Genomic DNA, 22,131 nt, shown 5'->3' on the forward strand with positions numbered 1-22,131 from the left:
ATGAATATGGAGTTTGTGCTTGACGAGAACGCACCTCTATTGATGAATCATCAGGTGAAAGGAGAGGCTATTTTTCCTGCCGTCGGCTACTTTGAAAGGCTCGTTTCTGAGCTACGTAATCTAGCCATTTGCACGGAAGAGATTTATCCGTTTGGCATTTCGAACGCCAGTTGGCTTGCGCCTTTGCGAGCGGATAATGGCTGTGCCCGTATGCACTTGTCGATCAACAGAAAGGAACTGGGGTATGAATACCAGTTTTTAAAGTTACTGGGTGCTGAGACTCAGTTGTGTGCAAGCGGCATTATTGAATTTAGACATTCTGAGCCAGAACCACGCGAGATGCCTTTGGATGCATTTCTGGGTACTTCCGGTCATCTCATTAATCGTTCGGCAGCCAGACTCTATCATCGAAATGATATCTATCAGATGTTCTTAAAGATCGGCATTCACTATAAAGACTTATTCTGTGCATTGGATCAATTCAGTTTTCATGAAGACTTATCCATCGGCAGAATTCTTCGAAATGTCGGTGAGTATGAGAGTGGTATCCATGTTCGGCCGGACATTCTGGATGCCGCGGTGCAGTGTGTTTTACTGACTGTACACGAATCCCGAACGACTCCTGCGCTGTTTGTTCCGTTTTCCGTCGCGGAAGTATCTTTTTTTCAAAAACCATCGTCGCTCTGCTATGTCGTTGTGGAACCTCATGAGGCAGGCACATCAGATGATATTTATCGGTTTAATGTACGAATTATGGATGAGTCAGGCGTTGTGTCTGTGCTGATGAAGGATTTATGCGTGAGACGTTATTCCCGTCCAAGTCAGAATGAGGATATTACTGTGAAAAAGGGTCCTGGCAATGTGACATCTTTACCCGGGTTAAATTGGTTTATTACGTCAACCTTTACGGCAGAGCCGATTCAGGAGCCTTTATCTGATTGGTCCGATTCACTCGGATGGCCCGTCAATATATCCTTTGCACCGTATAATCAGTTATACCAGCAGTTGATCGAATCTTCCGGTTTTATCTATCAGAATACCTCAGGTGCGAACCTTATCCTCACCCGGTTGGAGGATTTTCAGGAGAATGATCAGCACCAACAGTCTGTCACCGAAAATAACAACCCTCTGCCTCTGGATGCAGGCATCTCACGCGAGGAACGGGATAACGTACTGGTGGACAGTCTACGGATGACACTTCCCAATGGTCTGGAAATCGCCCATCTCAACAGCTATGAAAGCCATTATCTTTACAATGAAATTTTTGTCGAAAAAACTTATCTCAAAAAGGGGATAACGGTTGAGCGCGGTGAAGTGGTTATCGATATTGGCGCGAATATCGGTATGTTTTCTTTATTTATAGCTTCCGAATTTAAGGAGGTTCAGATATTCGCATTTGAACCTTCCCCAGCGACTTATGATGTCCTGAACAAAAATCTGGCGCTGTACATACCCAATGCAGTTGCTTTGCCGTTTGGTGTTTCCAATCAGGATGGCGAAGCCGAGTTTGTGTTTTATCCGCTTTCCTCTGTCTGGTCGGGTTTTCATGCTGATGATGAGCAGGATGGTCTGGCGTTACGCCAGGCGATGGAAAATGAACTGACCAGTCGTTACACCTTTGATGATAATGATGCGCTACAAACCCATCTGGACGCCTTGGTCAAGGAGCGGCTGCACAAGGAAACATACCAGTGTCAGTTGCGATCCTTGTCCAGTTTTTTCAGGGAATATGAAATAGAGAAAATCGGTCTGATCAAGCTGGATGCAGAAAAATGCGAGTGGGATGTGCTGCAGGGCATTGAGGATCAGGACTGGGAAAAAATAAGGCAACTGGTGGTAGAGATCCATTATCAGGACGATAGTGATATCGCACAGAAGATCAGACAATTGCTGTGTGATAAGGGTTATGAAATCGAAGTCGTTGAAGAAGAACTGTTGAAAGAATCCGGTCTCTATAATCTCTATGCCCGCAGACCTCAAATACAGCATGCTCCTCAACCTTACAATGTACTTGACGGTATTGAACGTAACCTGGATGCCCTGGCTGAGCTGATTCAGCATCAACACCCGCGTTTTAACGTCCCGCTGTTTCTGGTGCTTTGCCCACCCTCGCCGGCAGCCCTTGAGCAATTGCCGGCAGAATTCTGTCAGCAGATGGAACAGCGTCTGCGAGCACAGCTGAATCATGTAGCCCGGGTTGTGTCTGTCTCGGATTATTCCGAACTGTATCCGTTGACGAACTATCATGATCCGGTTCGCCAGGAGTTAGGCGATATTCCTTATACGGACCCGTTCTTCAAAACTCTCGCTGCTATCCTGGTACGAAATCTGGTTGCCGGTGAGCAGGCGCCGTACAAAACCATCGTGCTGGATTGTGACAATACTTTATGGTCCGGTGTGGTGGGTGAAGCGGGCGTTGAGGGGATTGAGATTTCAGCTGAATTTCAGGCACTTCAGTCTTTTATGCTGGCGCAAAAACAAAATGGGATGTTGCTGTGCCTGGTCAGTAAGAATAATGAAGCGGATGTTCGCAACGTATTTGAGCAGCGCAAGGATATGGTGTTGCAGTGGGATGATTTTGTTGTCCATCAGATCAACTGGTCGCCCAAGTCGCAGAATCTGATAGAACTGTCAAAGTCATTGAACCTGGCTTTGAACAGTTTCATTTTTGTCGATGATAGCCCGATGGAGTGTGCTGAAGTCCGTGAAAGTTGTCCGGAAGTCATGACCTTGCAGTTACCCGCAGATCATACCGATGGTGGTCTTAAAACTTTTTTACAGCATGTTTGGGTATTTGATCATCATCAGGTCACCGCCGAGGACCGTCAGCGGACCGCGTTGTACCAGCACCAATTCAAGCGTGAGCAGTTCCGCACCGGTTTTGACAGCCTTAAATCGTTCATTGATGGCCTGGAGTTGCAGGTGACGCTGGTTCCAATAGACGCGGACAATGTCTCCAGATTTGCGCAGCTGACCCATCGCACCAACCAATTCAATATCAATAAACAACCGAAATCAGCCGCTGACTTATCGCGCTATGCCGATCAGGCGGGTCATGGTTGTCTGTGTTTTCAGGTCTCTGATCGTTTTGGTGATTACGGTTTATGTGGCCTGATTCTATATCGACAGGTAACGGAAAACAGTCTGCTGGCCGATGGTTTTCTACTGAGTTGTCGGGCACTGGGCCGTGGCGTGGAATATCAGATGTTGGCGGCATTGACAGATGTTGCCAGCCGGATGAATTGCTCCACTATACAGTTTGTCGCCCGGCAGACGGAAAAAAATGCACCTGCTTTGAAGTTTCTGGCAGATATTGCAGAGCAGTGTGAGGTGGTGGCCACTGAGTCGGCCAATCAGCTGGATTATCAGTTTCCGGTATCAAAATTGTCTGCCGTGCAGTTTATGGCGACAGAGCCGGCTACCGATCCAGAGATCCTTCCAAAGGTCAGTGCCAGCTCCGATGGACGGCAGCTGTCTTCACTGTGGATACAGCAGGTTGCGGAGCAGGCCGGTGCGCTGATTGCCGGCATTGAAGGGCAGGACTCAGAACATCAGCATCCGGCATCGGTGAATACTGATACGCTGCTTTCCGATGAAGATTCGACCCAATCGGCTGGCGACATATCCGTTGCCGAAACACTGGTACTCGATCATGTCCGGCGTTGCCTCTCGTCTCCGGATATGCAGATTGATGTCAATAAGGCATTTTCTGAGTACGGGGTTGATTCCATGGCCGGGATCAATTTGGTTGTTATGCTGAATAAATCCCTGGATGTGACACTTCCGGCCACGACACTGTTTGATTATGCCAATGTCAGGGACTTGAGTCAGTTTATCTGCCAGGAGTATCCGCAGGCGGTGACGCGTTTGCAGCCATCGGTCATGAACGTTACCACGAATTCTTCCAACGCCGCCCGGACCACTGTAACAACTCAGGCAGTCAACCCCGTCATTGACAGCAAGGTTGATGACATTGCCGTAGTCGGTATGTCCGGACGTTTTCCGGGCATCAGATCGCCTCAGGCATTCTGGACCATGCTCGCAGAAGGGCGCAGCTGTATTACCGAAGTACCCGCGGATCGTTGGGATGTCTCGGTCTACTATGATCCGGATCGCACTAAAGAAAATAAAACCTACGGGAAGTGGGGTGGTTTTATTGAGGAAATTGATCGCTTTGACGCCGCATTCTTTGGTATTTCCGGTAAAGAAGCGCAACAGATGGATCCTCAGCAGCGTCTGTTTCTGGAAGAAAGCTGGCATGCGCTGGAAGATGCCGGTTATGCCGATCGTGGTACGGGTCAAAAAAAATGGAGCGTTTTTGTCGGCGCTGACAGCGGCGATTATCAATTGAATCTGCGTCAGTCCGGTGTGCCGATTGATGGCTCATCCTTTATGGGTAACGATGCCTCCATTCTCGCTGCACGCATTGCCTATTTTATGAATCTTAAAGGCGCCGCGATTGCCATCGATACCGCCTCTTCGTCATCCCTGAGTGCTGTTCATATGGGCTGTGCGAGTCTTCGTAGTGGTGAGTCTGATCTGGTGATTGCCGGTGGCGTGTCCATTCATACCACCGCGCAATTTCATATTCTGTGCAGTAAGGCCGGCATGCTCTCGGAAGACGGTGCCTGCAAAGTGTTTGATGATCGTGCCGATGGCTTTGTGCCCGGCGAAGCTGTTGGGGTTGTTATTCTCAAACGCTTGCAGAATGCCCGGCAGGATCGTGATCATATTTATGCGGTTATAAAAGGTTCTTCGATCAATCAGGATGGCAAAACCAACGGCATAACCGCGCCCAGTGGGCGTTCGCAAACTGACTTGATCCGTCAGACATGGGATCAGTACGGCATCGATCCGGCGGCCATCAGCTATATCGAATCTCATGGTACCGGAACCCGCCTGGGTGACCCGATAGAAGTCAAAGCGTTGACCGATGCGTTTCGCGTATCCACGGATAACGTCCGTTATTGCGCTCTGGGTGCGGTGAAAAGCAATATTGGTCACTGTGTTCATGCGTCTGGCGTCAGTGCGCTACTGAAAGTCCTGTTGTCTTTGCAGCATGGCAAAATTGCGCCGAATCGGAACTTTGTCAGCCCTAACCAGCACATCGATTTTGAACACAGCCCGTTTTATATCAATACCCGTCTACAGGATTGGAATGCACCGGAAGGAGAACTACGGCTGGCCGCACTGAGTTCATTCGGGTTCAGCGGAACCAATGTTCATATGGTGGTGCAGGAGTATGTCGATATAACGCCCCGGGTGGTTGCCAGAACCGTGGTGGATGACGGCCAGTACGTGTTTGTGTTGTCGGCCAAAAATGAATCTCAGTTACAAGCCTCCGCCCGTCAGTTGCAACAGTTTTTAAGTGCCAGAGCCCCGGTGGATGAATACGAACTCGTCAGTCTGGCTTACACCTTACAGGTCGGCCGGGAAGCGATGAGTCATCGTCTGGCTATATCGGCCGCCACGGCCGCAGAACTGATCTCGGGGCTGCAGCAGTATCTGGCCGGAAAGACGGGGAACTCAATTTATACCGGTGTGGTACAGGCCGGATCAAATGCCACGGCTCTGAAACCGACACACAATTCCGAAGTGGTGGCACAGGCCTGGGTTCTGGGGCAGACGGTAAGCTGGCGATCACTTTATGATGATCAGCCATATCGTTTTGCCGGATTGCCGACTTATCCGTTTGAGCGCGAACGCTATTGGCTGCCGGCGCAAAAACACGTCGACACACTTGTCACAAAAGCGCTTACGGAAGCGGTCACAAACGAGATCGTTGCCGAACAAAGTGCCTCGATGTCGGGTCGGCGAACATTGATGCCGTTGTCCACATTTGGGGCGCAGGGCAAAAGCGTGTCGTTGTTGCAAGCGCAATTGATCGAACCGGGTATCCTGCAACTGACGGCAAAAGAAAGTGTCTTAACCGCACCAATGATGGCTGAGTTGCGGGCGCAGCTGCACAAGGCGCAGGCCAGTCCTGACGTTAAAGTCGTTATTCTGAGCGCAGGGCAACAACCTTTTTTCAGCGCCGATGTGCAAACCCCGGCTGCTATCCCGGCGGGATTCAGCGACCTGGTTATGGCGTGTGAATTGCCGGTCATTGCGGCAGTGGAAGGTGGCGCGAGAGGGGCAGGGTGGCTGCTGGCCTGTTTGTGCGATTTTATGATCGCCGCCCGTGAGCAACGTTATCAGTATTCCCCGCAGCCGCAGGAAAAACCTCTGTCACAACAGGAATGGCAGTTTTTTGCTGAACGTTTTGGCGAGTACCCGGCTGATCAGTTGCTGTTTACCGACGCCGGGTTGACAGGGCAGGCACTTCAGGAACTTGGATTGCAGATGCCTGTGGTGGAGCAGACCGATGTTCTGAACAGTGCGGTTACGTTGGCCCGTGATCTGGCCAAATCCACCCGTGCGGCACTCGTGGCACTCAAACAACATATGAGCAGACACCTGCGAGCCTGTGCTGATGCGCTGTTGCAATCACCCATCCCCTTCAGCAGATCTCCGGTCAGGGCTACTGACAGGCTGAGTACAAACACTGTGTCGGCGACTGAGTCCTGGCACCGTGTTGAAGCCGAACGGCAGGCAATGGGTTCCGGACGGAAAATTCCGCTGTCAACCGAAGTGGTGAGTGCCGAGGCCTATGACAACGGCGTGTTACAGGTTGTTTTACATGACCGTGATAGCCGCAACACATTTTCGGCTGCATTTATAGATGGTATCTGTGAAGTCTTTCGGCATATTCAACACAATCAGCAGTACAAGGTTGTCGTGCTCACCGGATACGATCATTACTTTGCCAGTGGTGGTACTCAGGAGACCCTGTTGGCGATTCAGCAGGGTGATGCCCGTTTTACCGATGACACGATTTTCAGTCTGGCACTGGAATGCGATGTTCCTGTCATCGCCGCCATGCAGGGGCATGGTATCGGACCTGGCTGGGTACTTGGTCTGTTTTGCGATGCCATGTTCTACAGCGAGGAAAGTGTCTATTTCAGTCCGTACATGCAATACGGGTTTACCCCTGGGGCCGGTGCGACACTGATTTTTCCAAGTCGTTTTGGCTATGACATGGCGCGGGAAATATTGTTTACCGCGAGATATTACAAAGGTCAGGATCTGGCGCGTCCGGGTCTCCTGCACACGGTACTGCCGCGCCATAACGTTCTGACTGCTGCACTGGTCACGGCAGCACGATTGGCGCAAACGTCTGACCGCGATGGGCTGGTATCTGACAAAGCCGGGCGGGTTGCCGCTCTGCGCAGCCGGCTGGATGAAAATTACGCCCTTGAGCTGGCCATGCATGAAAAAACCTTTGTCGGCAATGACGAAGTGCGACAACGGGTATTGCAGCATTTCAATCAGGGTATTCCCACCAAGGTATCGGATGTGCCTGTTGCTGCACCGGTCATCGACCATCACGAGCAGCGACGGCAGGTTCACGAGGCGTTGAAGTCCATGCTGGCGGATGAGCTGCATTTGCAGGTATCGCGTATTGAAGACCATACCCCCTTTATTGATCTGGGGCTGGATTCGATTACCGGAGTAACCTTTATACGGCAGGTGAACAGCCGCTATGGCTTGTCGCTGACAGCTGCGAGTTTGTACAGTGCCGCCAATCTTACTGACTTCACCTCGCTGGTATTGGCGGAGCAACCACGGCAACCGGCGACGAATCCGCCTTTACCTCAAATGGACACCGATGCCGACGACATACTGGCATTCCTGCGCCGGACACTGGCTGATGAGCTGCATCTCAATCCTGAGCGTATGGATGACAATACCCCGTTTATTGATCTCGGGCTGGATTCCATCACCGGGGTCACCTGGATTCGAACCATCAATGCGCATTTCTCTACTGCGCTCGGTGCGGCCGAACTGTATACCCATCCGACTTTGCGGGCGTTTGCTGCGTTTCTGAGTCATGATCAGTCGGCCATAGTGGTTACCACAGTAGCCACCACACCCGCTCCAACGGCCATGGTCGATGATCATCAGACGCTGACATTTTTAAAACACACCCTGGCCGAAGAACTGCATCTGAATCCGGATCGGATTGATGAAGACACCCCGTTTATTGATCTGGGACTGGATTCTATTACCGGCGTAACCTTTATCCGACGCATCAATCAGCATTTTGCACAGAACTTCGGTGCCGCGGAACTTTACAGTCATCCAACTCTGCGTTTATTCAGTCGGTTTGTTGAGCAACAGAATGCCCACACAGAAGCCGCGCCCGTTCCTCCCGCTGCGGCCATGAACGTTACCCAGGATGTTGCCGCCACAGCAGTGGTCCGATCTGAGCCGGTATCGCCACCGTCGGCACGAACCCCGGGCAAACCCGAAAGTACTGCCATTGCGGTGATCGGTATGGCCGGGCAGTTTCCTCAATCGCCTTCGTTGGAGCTGTTCTGGGAACATCTGGTGGCCGGTCACGACTGTATTTCCGAAGTACCGGCGTGGCGCTGGTCGCTGACGGAGTACTACCATCCGGATGCCTCTGTCCCCGGTAAAACTTATAGTCGCTGGATGGGCGCGCTGGATGACGCGGACAAATTTGATCCGCTGTTTTTCAATATTTCGCGCCGCGAAGCGCAATTAATGGACCCGCAGCAGCGCTTGTTTCTGGAATCGTGCTGGGCAGCCATCGAAGATGCCGGGTACGCGCCATCGGCGCTGTCGGGCAGCAACTGTGGCGTGTATGTCGGAGCAGGTGCCGGTGATTATGCTCATGGACTGGCCATCGACGCGGTTAATGCACAGTCATTTGCCGGTAATGAACCGGCGATTCTGGCCGCCCGGATCTCTTATCTGCTCAATCTTCAGGGGCCGAGTCTGGCGCTGAACACTGCCTGTTCCTCATCACTGGTTGCCATCGTATCGGCCTGTGACAGTCTGGTTAGCGGTCAATGCGATCTGGCGCTGGCCGGAGGGGTTTCGGTACTGTCCGGTCCGCTCATGCATATCATGACCAGTAAGGCCAATATGCTGTCCAGACACGGGCGCTGCTTCACATTTGATGAGCGGGCCGATGGGTTTGTTCCGGCAGAGGGTGTTGGCACGTTGTTATTAAAACGGCTGGCGGATGCCGAAGCCGATGGTGATGCGATACACGGTGTGATTCGTGGTTGGGGTACCAATCAGGATGGCAAAACCAACGGCATAACCGCGCCAAACAGAGATGCCCAGATCCGCCTGCAACAACAGGTGTACCAGCGTTTTGCCATTCATCCGGAAAGCATTCAGCTGGTTGAAACCCATGGCACGGCCACCCGCCTGGGTGATCCCATTGAGGTGGAAGGACTGCAACGGACCTTTCAGGCCCACACACAGAAACAGAGTTACTGCGCACTCGGCTCCGTCAAAAGTAATATCGGTCATACGCTGATGGCCGCCGGGGTTGCGAGTGTGCTTAAAACGCTGCTGGCACTGAAGCATCGTTGCATTCCGCCAGTGGCCCATTTTGAAACGCTTAACGAACATATCAATCTCGACCACTCACCGTTTTACATCAACCGGGAAGCCAGAGAATGGCAGGTGAACGGCAATGTTCCGCGCCGCGCCGCCGTCAGTGCTTTTGGTTTCAGCGGCACCAATGCCCATGTGGTCATCGACGAGTACCGGTCAGCGGTGACACCCACCACCGGACGGCCAGGTGAGACAGACCGTTTGCTGAGTCAGGTCATTGTGCTGTCGGCGCGCACCGATGAGCAGTTGACGGCCATGGTGCAAAACCTCAGCAGTGCCTTGCAGAATGGCTCACTGGCAGAGGTGAAACTGGTGGACATCGCCGTGACCCTGCAAACCGGTCGCGATGCCATGGCCGAACGGCTGGCGCTGGTGGCGGACTCAAAAGAGACTTTACAGACCCGGCTGCAATCGTATCTGCAACAGCCGGAGACGACCGAAGGTGTGTACCGTGGTCATATCGGGCAGGAAGATGTCTGTCTGCCGATCCTCAATGAAGATCCGGAATTTCAACACACGTTGGTCCGTTGGGTGCAGCAACAGCGAATAGCCAAAGTCCTGCGGTTGTGGGTGAGCGGATTGTCCATCCACTGGGCATCGCTATATCAGCATATTGCTGGCCGACGGATTCATCTGCCGGTTTACCCGTTTGCAAGACAACGTTACTGGCTGGATGGGAAACTGGCGTCAAAGACGGTAGCACCGTCGCCGTTACCGAATTCTGAACCCATTGCCTTGCTGGAACCGGTCTGGCGGGCGTCGCCGGTGCAGGACATTTCTGCGACCGACGAACCGTTGGTCAGACATGAGGTGTTTTTACTCGGTGATGCCTTGATGGGGCTGGCCGCACAAATGTCTGGCCCGGAATACTCCGTCCAGACTCTGGATGGCCGGATGTCAGCACCGGATCAGACGTTTGAAGCTGCCGCCGTGGCGTTATTTGAATATATCAATAACACCATGCGGGAGAGTTTACCCGGAACAGTACTCATCCAGGTGATCGTCAGTGATTCCCTGTTTACCGGACTGGGGGCGCTATTAACGTCAGCGGCGCAGGAATACAGCCGGTTACAGGCTCAGCTGATTCTGGTATCCGCTGCGGAAACGCCGGTGACTCTGAATCAAAAAATCCGTCAGAACCGTAGCCGGCCGGATGATCAGTTCATTCGTTATGACCAGGGTGAACGTCAGGTTCGTGAACTCACCCAACGACCAATCGCGGATAAAGTCATGCCCTGGCGGGCTGGCGGTGTCTATCTTATCAGCGGTGGCGCTGGCGGACTGGGTTTGACGTTTGCCCGTGAAATTGCCACTTACTGCAATCAGGCCACGATCATTCTGGTCGGCCGTTCTGATTTGACCCCCGAACAACAGGCTGCCATCGAGCATGTTCGCGGACTGGGTGCACAGGTGGAATATCAGCAGCTGGATATCAGCCAGTACCCGGCAGTGGTCGCCTTGATTGAGCACATTACCCGCAGTTATGGTCATTTGAACGGTATCATTCATGCCGCAGGTGTCGTGCGCGTCAATGCCATCAGCCGCAAGTCCGGCAGTGAATTTAAAACCGTTCTGGCGACTAAAGTGTCCGGTACGGTCAACCTGGATCAGGCCACCCAGGCGCTGGATCTGGATTTTATGGTGCTGTTTTCCTCTGTGGCCTCGGTCTATGGCGATGTTGGACTGGCGGATTATGCCTGTGCCAATGCCTTTATGAATGACTATGCCCGCTATCGTAGTCAGCTGCAGCGGATGGGTCAGCGCCACGGCCAGACCCTGGCGATAGTCTGGCCGCTCTGGCGTAACGGTGGTATGCAGGTCACTGATGCCATGGCCCGCTGGCTGGCACAGAATTCCGTCCACTCCCGGGCACCATTGACTGACCAGCAGGGGATCGAAGGATTTTATCGGGCGCTGGCGTGTGCTGCGCCGGAAGTGATTATTCACTCCGGTGAACGAATTGATGCCGGTCCCCGGCCGTCGAAGGCCCATACACCACAACCATCCATCAATCGGACAGCATCATTACAGCAGTCGCTGACACAAGTGGTCATGCAACTGATGGCGTTGCAGCCGGAGGACATCACCGACACCGCGACCTTCAGTCAGATGGGCTTTGATTCCATCACGTTGACGGAACTGTCGGTGCAGTTGAATCAACGGTTCGGGCTGACTCTGACCCCTGCAGTGTTCTTTGAATACAGCACCATTGCCAGTGTCTCCCAGTATCTGCTGAAGCAGCACCCGTCGGTGTTTGCTGAGATAGCAACGGAAAACGGTACTCATGAGACACCGCACGACCACACGCTCGTGACCGCACAGACCCCGGCTGATCAGCGGACATATACAACCCAGCCGGTCACATCCGTGGCCATCATTGGCATCAGTGGCGAGTTTCCCGAAGCCGACAACATTGCTGCCTGGTGGCACAACCTTGAGGCGGAAAAAGACTGCATCAGTGAAGCGCCGTTGCATCGATGGGACTGGCGTTCGGGTGAACATGACGACAGCATCAAATGGGGCGGATTCCTGGATGGCATCGATGCGTTTGATCCGCTGTTCTTTGATATTTCCCCGGCCGAAGCCGAAGTCATGGATCCTCAGCAACGGCTGCTCATGACCCATGCCTGGCTGGCGATAGAGGATGCCGGTTATGCGCCATCCAGTCTGGCAGGCAGTCAGACAGGGGTGTTCGTCGGTACCTGTAACAGTGGTTACAACGCCCTGGCCGCTCAACAGGGCAGAGCGGTCGAGGGGTATACCGCCGTGGCCAGCTCACCCAGTATGGGGCCCAACCGGTTGAGCTACCTGCTGGATCTGCACGGTCCCAGTGAGCCCATTGATACCGCCTGTTCTTCATCTCTGGTCGCCATTCACCGGGCTGCCAATGCCATTCGTGAAGGTCGTTGTACGCTGGCAGTCAGTGGTGGTGTCAACACTCTGATCAGTGCAGATATTCAGGTCAGCCTGAGTAAGGCAGGAGCGCTGAGTCCCGATGGTCGTTGTAAAACCTTTTCCCGGCACGCCAATGGTTATGTCCGGTCTGAAGGCGTTGCCATCGTGGTGATGAAAGCATTGGCAGACGCCGAACGTGACGGTGACCCCATCTATGGTGTCATTCTTGCCAGCGGTGAAAACCACGGCGGCCGGGCCAATTCACTGACCGCGCCGAATACCCGGGCACAGGCTGATCTGCTGCTGGATGTCTATCGTCGGGGCAATATCGATCCCCGCCATATCAGTTATGTCGAAGCTCATGGCACCGGAACCGCACTGGGTGATCCGGTCGAGGTGAATGCCCTGAAGACCGCCTTTGCGGAACGTTGTGCAGAACTCGATGGCATGAACGCCGCTATGCAGACACCTTACTGCGGGCTGGGTTCGGTTAAATCCAATATCGGCCACCTGGAACTGGCCTCCGGAGCGGCCGGTGTCATTAAAGTCCTGTTGCAATTCAAGCATCAGCGCTTGCTGAAGAGTCTGCACAGTGAAGAACAGAACCCCTACATCGAACTGAGCGACAGCCCGTTTTTTGTGGTCCGGCAGACCCAACACTGGCCGAATGTCACCGATGGGCAGGGAAATGTGCTGCCGCGCCGCGCAGCGGTCAGTTCGTTTGGATTCGGAGGGGTGAATGCTCACTTAGTATTGGAAGAATATGTTGCGCATGCGCAGTCCGATACTCGGAATGCTGGCAATGTGCCGGTGCTGGTGCCGTTATCTGCCATGAATCGTGAACGCCTGCTGGCATCCGTCAGGTGTTTGAAAGACTGGCTGACTGACCGAACCGATATTGCCTTGTGTGATCTGGCGTATACCTTACAAACGGGTCGCAATGGCATGAAGGATCGTCTTGGCATCGTCGTGAACTCCATCGACGAGTTGCTGAAAACACTGGATTGTGTGTTGGAAGATCGCATGCCGGTTGCCGGACATTACCGATTCAGTGGCCAGACGGCGAGCGATCAGGACATGTCCGGGGCAATCACCCAGGCCCGCCATGGAAACTATGAGCCCTTGCTGAATTGGTGGCTGGCCGGACAGACCGTCGACTGGTCGCAACTGTATGAGGACAACCGGCCCCGTCGCCTCAACCTGCCAGGTTATCCGTTTGCCCGGCAGCGTTTCTGGGCCCTGAACAAGGCGCAAATTCCAGGTGCGGCACATCGTGTTGATCCGGTTTCGGCCGACCAGGACAACGACGCTGACCTGCTGGCACTGACCCCGGTCTGGCAAGCCGTACCGTCAGCGACGGCTGGTGCTGATACCGATCAGCACGTTACGGTGATTGCACCCGACTGGGTAACATATATGGTTGCTGACACTGTCACGGTCAGTGACTGGGTGGATGTGGCCGCCATCCTTGAGCCCGATACCTTGCAGACCGTGCTATGGGATTGTCAGCCGATTCAGCATCTGCTGATCCATCTTCCGCAGATATCCGACGGACAGCCTTCGCATGCCACTGTCTGTCAGTTGTTCAATATCGTTAAAGCCATGCTGGCTCTGGGATATGGTGACCAGCCGCTACGGTGGAGCATTGTGACCACTCAGGCGCAACCAGTGTGCCACGGTGACATTGTTTATCCGGATCAGGCCGCGTTGCATGGTCTGGCCGGTGTGCTCGCCAAAGAATATCCCCGCTGGCAGGTTCAGGTTGCTGATTTGGCCGATGATTGTTACTGGCCGGTTGCAGAATTACTGGCGGTTCGTGGCGAGTCCGGCCGGGCCTGGGGATATCGGGACCGGCAATGGTATCAGCAGGTACTGACGCCGGTGCCGGAAGTGGCATCATCGTCCGGTTATCGCCAGGGTGGCATCTATGTGGTGATCGGTGGCAGCGGTGGTATTGGTGAACAATGGACCCGCTGGATGCAGCAGCACTGGCAGGCGCAGGTGGTCTGGATCGGCCGCCGCCCCCTCGATCAGGCATTGCAGGCGCGATTACAGGCGCTGGCCGAATTCGGGCCGACACCGGTCTACCTGCAAGGGGATGCAACTTCCGCTGAAGTACTGATGACCCTGTTAAATACAGTGTACCAGCGCTTTGGAGCCGTTCACGGCATCATCCACTCGGCGGTCGACCAGTTTGACCGCTCACTGGCTGAAATGAGTACGGAACAGTTCCGTACGGTACTGCGTACCAAGGTGGATATTCTGCTGAATATCGACGCTGCGCTGGCTGAGTTTGAACAATCCGGGCGGCTGGATACGCTGGATTTCGTGCTGATCTTTTCCTCTATGGCCAGCTTTGAAAAAGGTGGCGGATTTGCCGGTTATGCGGCTGGATGTCTGTTTGCCGATGCCTGTGCCCAAACCCTGGAAGCCCGATATCAGCGACCGGTAAAAGCGGTGAACTGGGGTTACTGGAAGGTCGGATCGGGGTTGCGGGTGTCGTCTGAGTATCAGACGCAGCAGCAGCGTAAAGGCATCGCACCGATTCAGCCTGACACCGCCCTGGCCAGACTGCCGCAGCTGCTTGGCAGCTCATTGTCGCAACTGGCGCTGGTGCAGGTTGCCAGTGCCCAGGCACAGAATTATCTGGAATTACCGGTGGTGACGGTGGCTGACAGCAACACCGGGCAGGCGCAGCCGGGAGCCGATGATTATCAACTGGCAGCCATACAGCCTGAGGAACACCATTATCATCAACAGCAAAATACCCTGATCGCCAATATTCTGTTTCGGCTGCTGACGGATCACGGCTATCTGCTAACCGATCGGTTGCATCCTGCACATTTTCCAGGCGTGAGCAGACAATATCTGCCCTGGATGCAGGCAACTCTGACATTTTTGACCGCTCAGGGTTTGTTGCAGCAAACCGCCACGGGCCTGCAGGTTGCCGCAGCGGCGACGGCCGTTGCCGATATCGAGACACTCTGGTCGCAGTGGCAGCAGGCACAGGCCGGATTTGCGGCGGACAAGCAACCCTATGGTGCTCTGATTGCGGATTGCCTCAAGGCACTGCCGGATATTTTGTCCGGCCAGATACGCGCCACCGATGTCATGTTTCCCGATGGTTCCATGGAGCGGGTGAAAACCCTCTATCAGGGGAATCGGGTGGCGGATCTGTTCAATCGCATTCTGGCCGACACCCTGTATCAGGCGATCAGCAGCCGTCTGGCCGCCGATCCAGATGCCACCTTCCGCATTCTCGAAGTGGGTGCCGGTACCGGTGGTACCACGGCTATGGTCCTGAAGGTTTTGAAGCCGCTTCATGGGGCCATTGCAGAATATCTCTACACCGATCTGTCGCGGTCATTTCTGCTCCATGCGCAAAGCCATTATCAGCCCGAACATCCATTTCTACGGACCGCATTATTCGATGCCGGGCAGGCGCTGGCAGACCAGCAGATTCCCGCTCAGCATTTTGATTTTGTCATTGCCGCCAACGTGCTGCACGCCACCGCGAACATTCATCAGACCCTGCTGAATGTCAAAGCCACGTTGCGCAATGACGGCCAACTGCTGTTGAACGAACTCAGCAACCGGACCTTGTGGGGACACGTCACCTTTGGGTTATTGGAGGGCTGGTGGTGCGCTGAGGATACCAGCGTGCGGATACCCGGTTCGCCGGCGTTGACTCCGGAAGGCTGGGCGACAGCGCTGGACAAAGCCGGCTTCGGCGGAGTGCAGTTTCCCCAGCATCAGGCGCATACCCTGGGGCAACAGATCGTAGTGGCGGTCCGGCAGCCGCTCGTTCAGTCGCTGCCGGTCAGCCCGGTTGCAGATCTGCAACCGGCAACCGTCGGTTACCTCAAGCAGCTGCTGTCAAAGGTGTTGAAAATGCCGGTTTCCGAGCTGGATGCAGAAGAGCCTATGCAGAGTTATGGCATCGACTCGATCCTGATCAACCAGATTAACGCCAGACTGCGGGAACAATTCGGAGACATCCGCAGTACCTTGTTATTTGAGAAGAAGACCATCGCCGAGCTGGCGGATTACTTTGTGACCCATGAAGCGCAACAACTGCGCAAGGTATTGGGGCATCACACCGACAAACCGGCAGCATTGCGCATAACGGCAACCGATGACGCATCTCTGTCCGCGCCTGCGCCTGCGCCTGCACCCACACCTGCGCCTGCACCCGCGCCCGGCCTGGCAGAACCCATTGCCGTGATCGGTATCAGCGGACGCTATGCCGATGCTGAAGATCTGTCGCAGTTCTGGGATAACCTGCAGCAAGGCAAAAACTGTGTGACGGACATTCCTGCCAGACGCTGGTCATGGCAGGATGTTTATCAGCCGGATCCGCAGCTGGCGGTGGAGCAGGGTAAAAGCTATTGCCGGTCCGGCAGCTTTGTGGGTGGCTTCGACGAGTTTGATCCGCTGTTTTTCAACCTGTCTCCTCATGACGCGTTGGCCATGGATCCGCAGGAACGGTTGTTTCTGCAAACCGCCTGGGCGGTGCTGGAAGATGCTGCCCATACCCGCGCAATGCTGGCTGAACATTATGCCGGTCAGGTCGGGGTGTTTGTCGGTGTTACCCGTACCGGCTTTGACCTCTACGGTCCCGAACTGCGTCGCCAGGGGGTGCCGTTTTACCCGCGCACCTCGTTCAGTTCCATGGCCAACCGGCTTTCCTATTTTCTGAACATTCATGGCCCCAGTCTGCCCATAGACACCATGTGTTCCTCCTCCCTGACCGCGGTGCACGAAGCCTGTGAACACCTGCGCCATGGCAGTTGCCGGCTCGCCATCGCCGGGGGTGTGAATCTGTTTCTGCATCCATCGGCTTATGTGGAACTCAGTGCCAGTGGCATGTTATCCCGTGACGGCAGCTGTAAGAGTTTTGCCGCCGGAGCCAATGGTTTTGTACCAGGGGAAGGCGTTGGCGCGGTGCTGTTAAAACCCTTGTCAGCGGCACAGGCCGATGGCGATAACATCCGGGCGCTGATTCGCAGTACGCATGTGAACCATGATGGCAAAACCAATGGTTACACCGTACCCAATCCCAACGCCCAGACCAGTCTGATTCGCGCGGCGCTGGATAAAGCCGGCCTCAAGGCCAGTGATATCAGTTATATCGAAGCCCATGGTACCGGCACCGAACTGGGTGATCCTATTGAGGTCACCGGCCTGACTCTGGCGTTTTCACAGGACACTTGTGACACCGGTTTCTGTGCCCTGGGATCGGTGAAATCCAATATCGGTCACCTCGAAGCTGCGGCCGGCATTGCCGGTCTGAGTAAAGTCATCCTGCAGCTTCAGCACGGCAAATTAGTGCCCAGCCTGCATGCCAGCACGCTGAACCCGAATATTTCCCTGAGCAAGACACCTTTTTATCTGCAACAGTCGTTGTCGGACTGGCATCCCGGGGCCTCGGGTACCCGCATGGCCGGAGTCTCGTCCTTTGGTGCCGGGGGTGCTAATGCCCATGTCATTGTGGAGGAATATATTCCGTCAGAGAGCGAGTCACGGGATATCCGTCAACCGGCCATATTGTTGTTGTCGGCCAGAACCGAAACCGCTTTGAGGGCAAGAGCAGAGGCACTGCTGAGTCACCTGACTTCGCAACCGGTCGAGCTGCATGATCTGGCCTGGACACTGCAAAGTGGACGCGAGGCGATGGAACAACGACTGGCCTTTGTGGCCGACTCCGTGGCTGATGTCATCGCCCGTTTAACCGCCTGGCTGAAAGGTGATGAGACCCATGTGCTGCGGGGACGGGTCAGTGCCAATAAAGAAACCGTGCGCGCCATGCAGAACGACAGTGCTCTGCAAACCCTGTGGCAGGATCGTCATGACCGCCCGGCGCTGGAGACAGTGCTGGGTTATTGGATTCAGGGGGCCGAACCGGACTGGTCGCAGTTATATCAACAGCGACTGCCCGCTCGTCTGGCATTGCCGACGTATCCGTTTGCCGCCGAATCCTACTGGCTGGATCATCCCATGCTGACACCGGCCGGATCCGAAACAACCCGTCTGCGGCATTCCTTACTGCAGGAAAACATCTCTGATTTCAGCGAGCAGCGATACCGTTCCGAGCTGTCGATGGAGACTTTGCAGGCCATGGGTCTGGACGCTGTGGATACTCAGGCGGTACCGGCCCTGCTGCATGTGCAAATAGCCATTCTGGCGGCTCGTCATGCCATGGCGGATGCTGGATCGTATCCGTTAACGGTACGGCAACTGGCCTGGTCCGATCCGGTATCGCTGCAACAGCCCGTTTCCCTGCACACTGGCATGGTGCTGAAAGGCAAGGGGATAGCGTTTGAAACGTATGGCGTGACCGGCGAGACCGGCTCGCGCACGGTGTATTGCCAGGGCGAAATCGAAACCCATACCGGGCTGAATGCGACACCGGTGGATATCGAAGGCTTGCGCACCCGCCTGGCGGCGGTTCCCACGGCATTGATGCCTGCGTCCATCGAGGCATGTTATGGCGATGCCGTTTCCGGAGCGCATGATGCCGCTACGACGGTGTTGCTCAAACTGGCTGCAACCCGTGAGTCTTCAGCATTTTTATTTCCGCCAACGGTCGCTGAGTCCGCACTGCAACTGTTGGGTAAACGCGCTGATCAGATTCATCGACTGCAATCGCTGTCGTTGATGACCACTGATCTCCAGATCTCCTGGGTGCTGGTCCGGTTACAGGCCGACAACCCTGCACTCGTTGACCTGGATTTCTGCGACGATCATGGCCATGTCTGTGTGCGTTTGCAGGGATTGCAGAGTCTGGAACAACGCCCCTCGTCAGTACCCAACGGTGCCAGCACATTGATGATGTGTCAGCCCTGCTGGCAGCCGACACCGTTGGCCGAACCGGCGTCACCGGTCGTCTGGTCACGACATGTCATTCTGGTGGCGGCCATGGACGATACCATTGTTAAACCGATCCGTGAGCAACTGCCACAGGCCGAATGTCATAGCCTGAGTCTGCCGCAGCAGGGTGATATGGGCAGCCGTTTCAGTGCCTGTGCGGTGCAGGTGTTTGAACACATCAAATCGATTCTGATGGCCCGGCCTCATGGTCAGCAGTTGCTTCAGATCCTGATACCGTCGACGGCGGAACAGGTCGTTCTCAGGGGCCTGGCCGGATTGTTGAAAACCGCTGAACTGGAAAATCCTCATCTGATTGGCCAGCTGATTGAATGGCCGGTGGATCAGAGCAGCGAGCCGTTAACACAGATTGTGATCGATCACCGCAATGCCGGAGGAAGCGGCCATATCCGTTACCACGATGACCAGCGCCTGGGTGCGGTGTTGCGTGAACAGCCATCCATGGTTGCGCATATTCCCTGGCGTGACAATGGCGTCTATCTGATTACCGGCGGTGCCGGTGGATTGGGCGCAATCTTCGCCCGGGAAATTGCTGCCAGAACCCGTCATGCCCGTCTGATTCTGACCGGTCGCCGCGGTCTGGATGCAGAATGTCAGCAACTGTTGGATGAGATTACCGCCGCCGGTATTAAAGCCGAGTATCGCTCCTGTGATGTGGTGGATCGACAGGCCGTGGAGCACCTGATTGCCGATATCGTTGAGCGTTATGGTCAACTGAACGGCATCCTTCATGGCGCCGGTCTGATCCATGATAACTATATTCTGAAAAAACAATCGCCGGAGTTTGCAGCGGTTCTGGCCCCCAAAGTTGCCGGTCTGGTGAATCTGGATCTGGCAAGCCAGCATCTGCCGCTCGATTTCTTTGTCCTTTTTTCATCTTTGTCCGGTGTGATGGGTAACAGTGGTCAGTCAGATTACGCCGCGGCCAATGCCTTCATGGATGCCTATGCGGATTACCGCAATCAACTGCACGCCAGCGGTGCGCGGCATGGAAAAACCTGTTCGATCAGCTGGTCATTATGGCAGGAGGGGGGCATGCGTATCAGTGCCGACCTGCTACAGGACAGCGGCATGAAAGCCATGAAAACAGACGAAGGGTTACAGGCGTTTTACCGCATTCTGAATCTGAATCAGTCACACATGCTGGTGTTGGATGGAGAGCGTTCAGTCTTGGAAAGTGTTCTGGTCAGCGAGGAATCATGAATAATTATTCAAATAACCATCAGGTCAACAACAACGTGGCGTTGACGGACACAGATAATCAGCGGTTGCAGGAAAAAACAATCCATCGGTTGCGGCAGGTATTGAGTCAGGTAACGGGTTTGTCCGTTGAACGGATTGAGCCCGATGTCCGGCTGGAACATTACGGTATCGATTCGATGGCCATCACACGGATGAATCAGTTATTACGGCATCATTTCGACCGACTGCCCAAAACCCTGTTATTTGAATATCAGACAGTGAACGAACTGAGTCAGTATCTGTTGTCTGAATATCGTCGGCAATGTTTGAACTGGGTTGGTCATATTGCTGTCGACCAGGCGATTCAAAGCGCGGCCACCGATCACCCCGAAGCAGCACCGCTGACACTGACTTCCATGCATGAGCATGCCTCGACCGGACACAGCCGTTTCGCGACGACAGCATCCGGAAACGATGATTCTCCATCACAGCCGTCGGGCACACAGTCGGCGGTTCAAACACCGCTTCAATCTGCCAGACCGACCGATATTGCGATTATTGGCGTGCATGGGCAGTTTCCCCTGGCATCGTCACTGGAGGCCTACTGGCAGGTGCTGAAAAACGGTCAGGATTGTATTGCTGAGATTCCCGCTGTGCGCTGGCCGGTAGCCGGTTTTTATGAGGCGGACCCACACGCCGCGGTTGCCGCTCAGAAAAGCTATGGCAAGTGGGGAGGATTCCTCGAAGGGTTTGCTGAATTTGACCCCTTATTTTTTAACATCTCCCCGCAGGAAGCCATCAACATGGACCCGCAGGAGCGACTATTTTTACAGGCATCCTGGACGGTACTGGAGCAGGCCGGATACAGCCGCCAACGGCTGGCCGACTGTTGTCAGCATAATGTCGGTGTGTATGCCGGGGTGACCAAAACCGGGTATTCCCTTTATGCCGAAACCCTGCAACGCCTGGGCGAAAACCTGGCCCCCCGGACATCGTTCGGCTCAATCGCCAATCGGGTGTCCTATGCGCTGGACCTGAACGGACCCAGCATGCCCATCGATACCATGTGTTCCTCATCCCTGACCGCCATTCACGAGGCCTGTGAAAGCATCATTCGTGGCGAATGTGTCATGGCCATCGCCGGTGGGGTAAACCTGTATCTGCATCCCCAGACTTATGTGGATATGTCGGCGCTGCGCATGCTCTCCACCGATGGCAAATGCCGAAGTTTTGGTGCTGGTGGCAACGGCTATGTGCCCGGCGAGGGCGTCGGAGTGGTGCTGCTCAAACAACTGCCGCAGGCACTGGCTGATCATGATCCGGTGCATGCGGTGATCCGTGCCAGCCAGGTCAACCATGGTGGCCGCACCAGTGGTTACTCCGTCCCCAATCCCAAAGCCCAGGCTGCGTTGATACACCGTGCCCTTGAAAAAGCCGGAATTCCGGCCAGGGCCGTCAGCTATATTGAAGCCCATGGTACCGGTACCGAACTGGGCGACCCGATTGAAGTTTCCGGTTTGACCCAAGCCTTTCGGCAGCACACCGACGATATCGGTTTTTGCGCGTTGGGGTCTGCCAAAAGCAACATCGGTCATCTGGAAGCGGCGGCCGGCGTGGCCGGATTGATCAAAGTGATCCTGCAACTGCGCCATCAGCAGCTGGTTCCGAGTCTGCATGCGCAGACATTAAACC

General features: G+C 54.7%; 2 protein-coding genes (1 of these 2 only partly in view). Both read left to right on the top strand.

The window, feature by feature from the left end; all coding sequences use genetic code 11:
- A complete protein-coding gene (locus YC6258_RS29795; RefSeq protein ID WP_044617471.1) occupies positions 1-20,460 on the top strand; it encodes an SDR family NAD(P)-dependent oxidoreductase in 20,460 nt (6,819 codons plus the stop codon).
- A protein-coding gene (locus tag YC6258_RS29800) for an SDR family NAD(P)-dependent oxidoreductase (protein ID WP_044617472.1) crosses the window boundary here: on the top strand, positions 20,457-22,131 show its start. The gene runs 14,744 nt beyond the window's last position; the window shows 1,675 of its 16,419 coding nt (coding positions 1-1,675); its start codon is at positions 20,457-20,459; its stop codon lies off the right edge, out of view. The genes YC6258_RS29795 and YC6258_RS29800 overlap by 4 nt, the downstream gene beginning before the upstream one ends.

The organism is Gynuella sunshinyii YC6258, from assembly GCF_000940805.1.
Taxonomy (GTDB): domain Bacteria; phylum Pseudomonadota; class Gammaproteobacteria; order Pseudomonadales; family Natronospirillaceae; genus Gynuella; species Gynuella sunshinyii.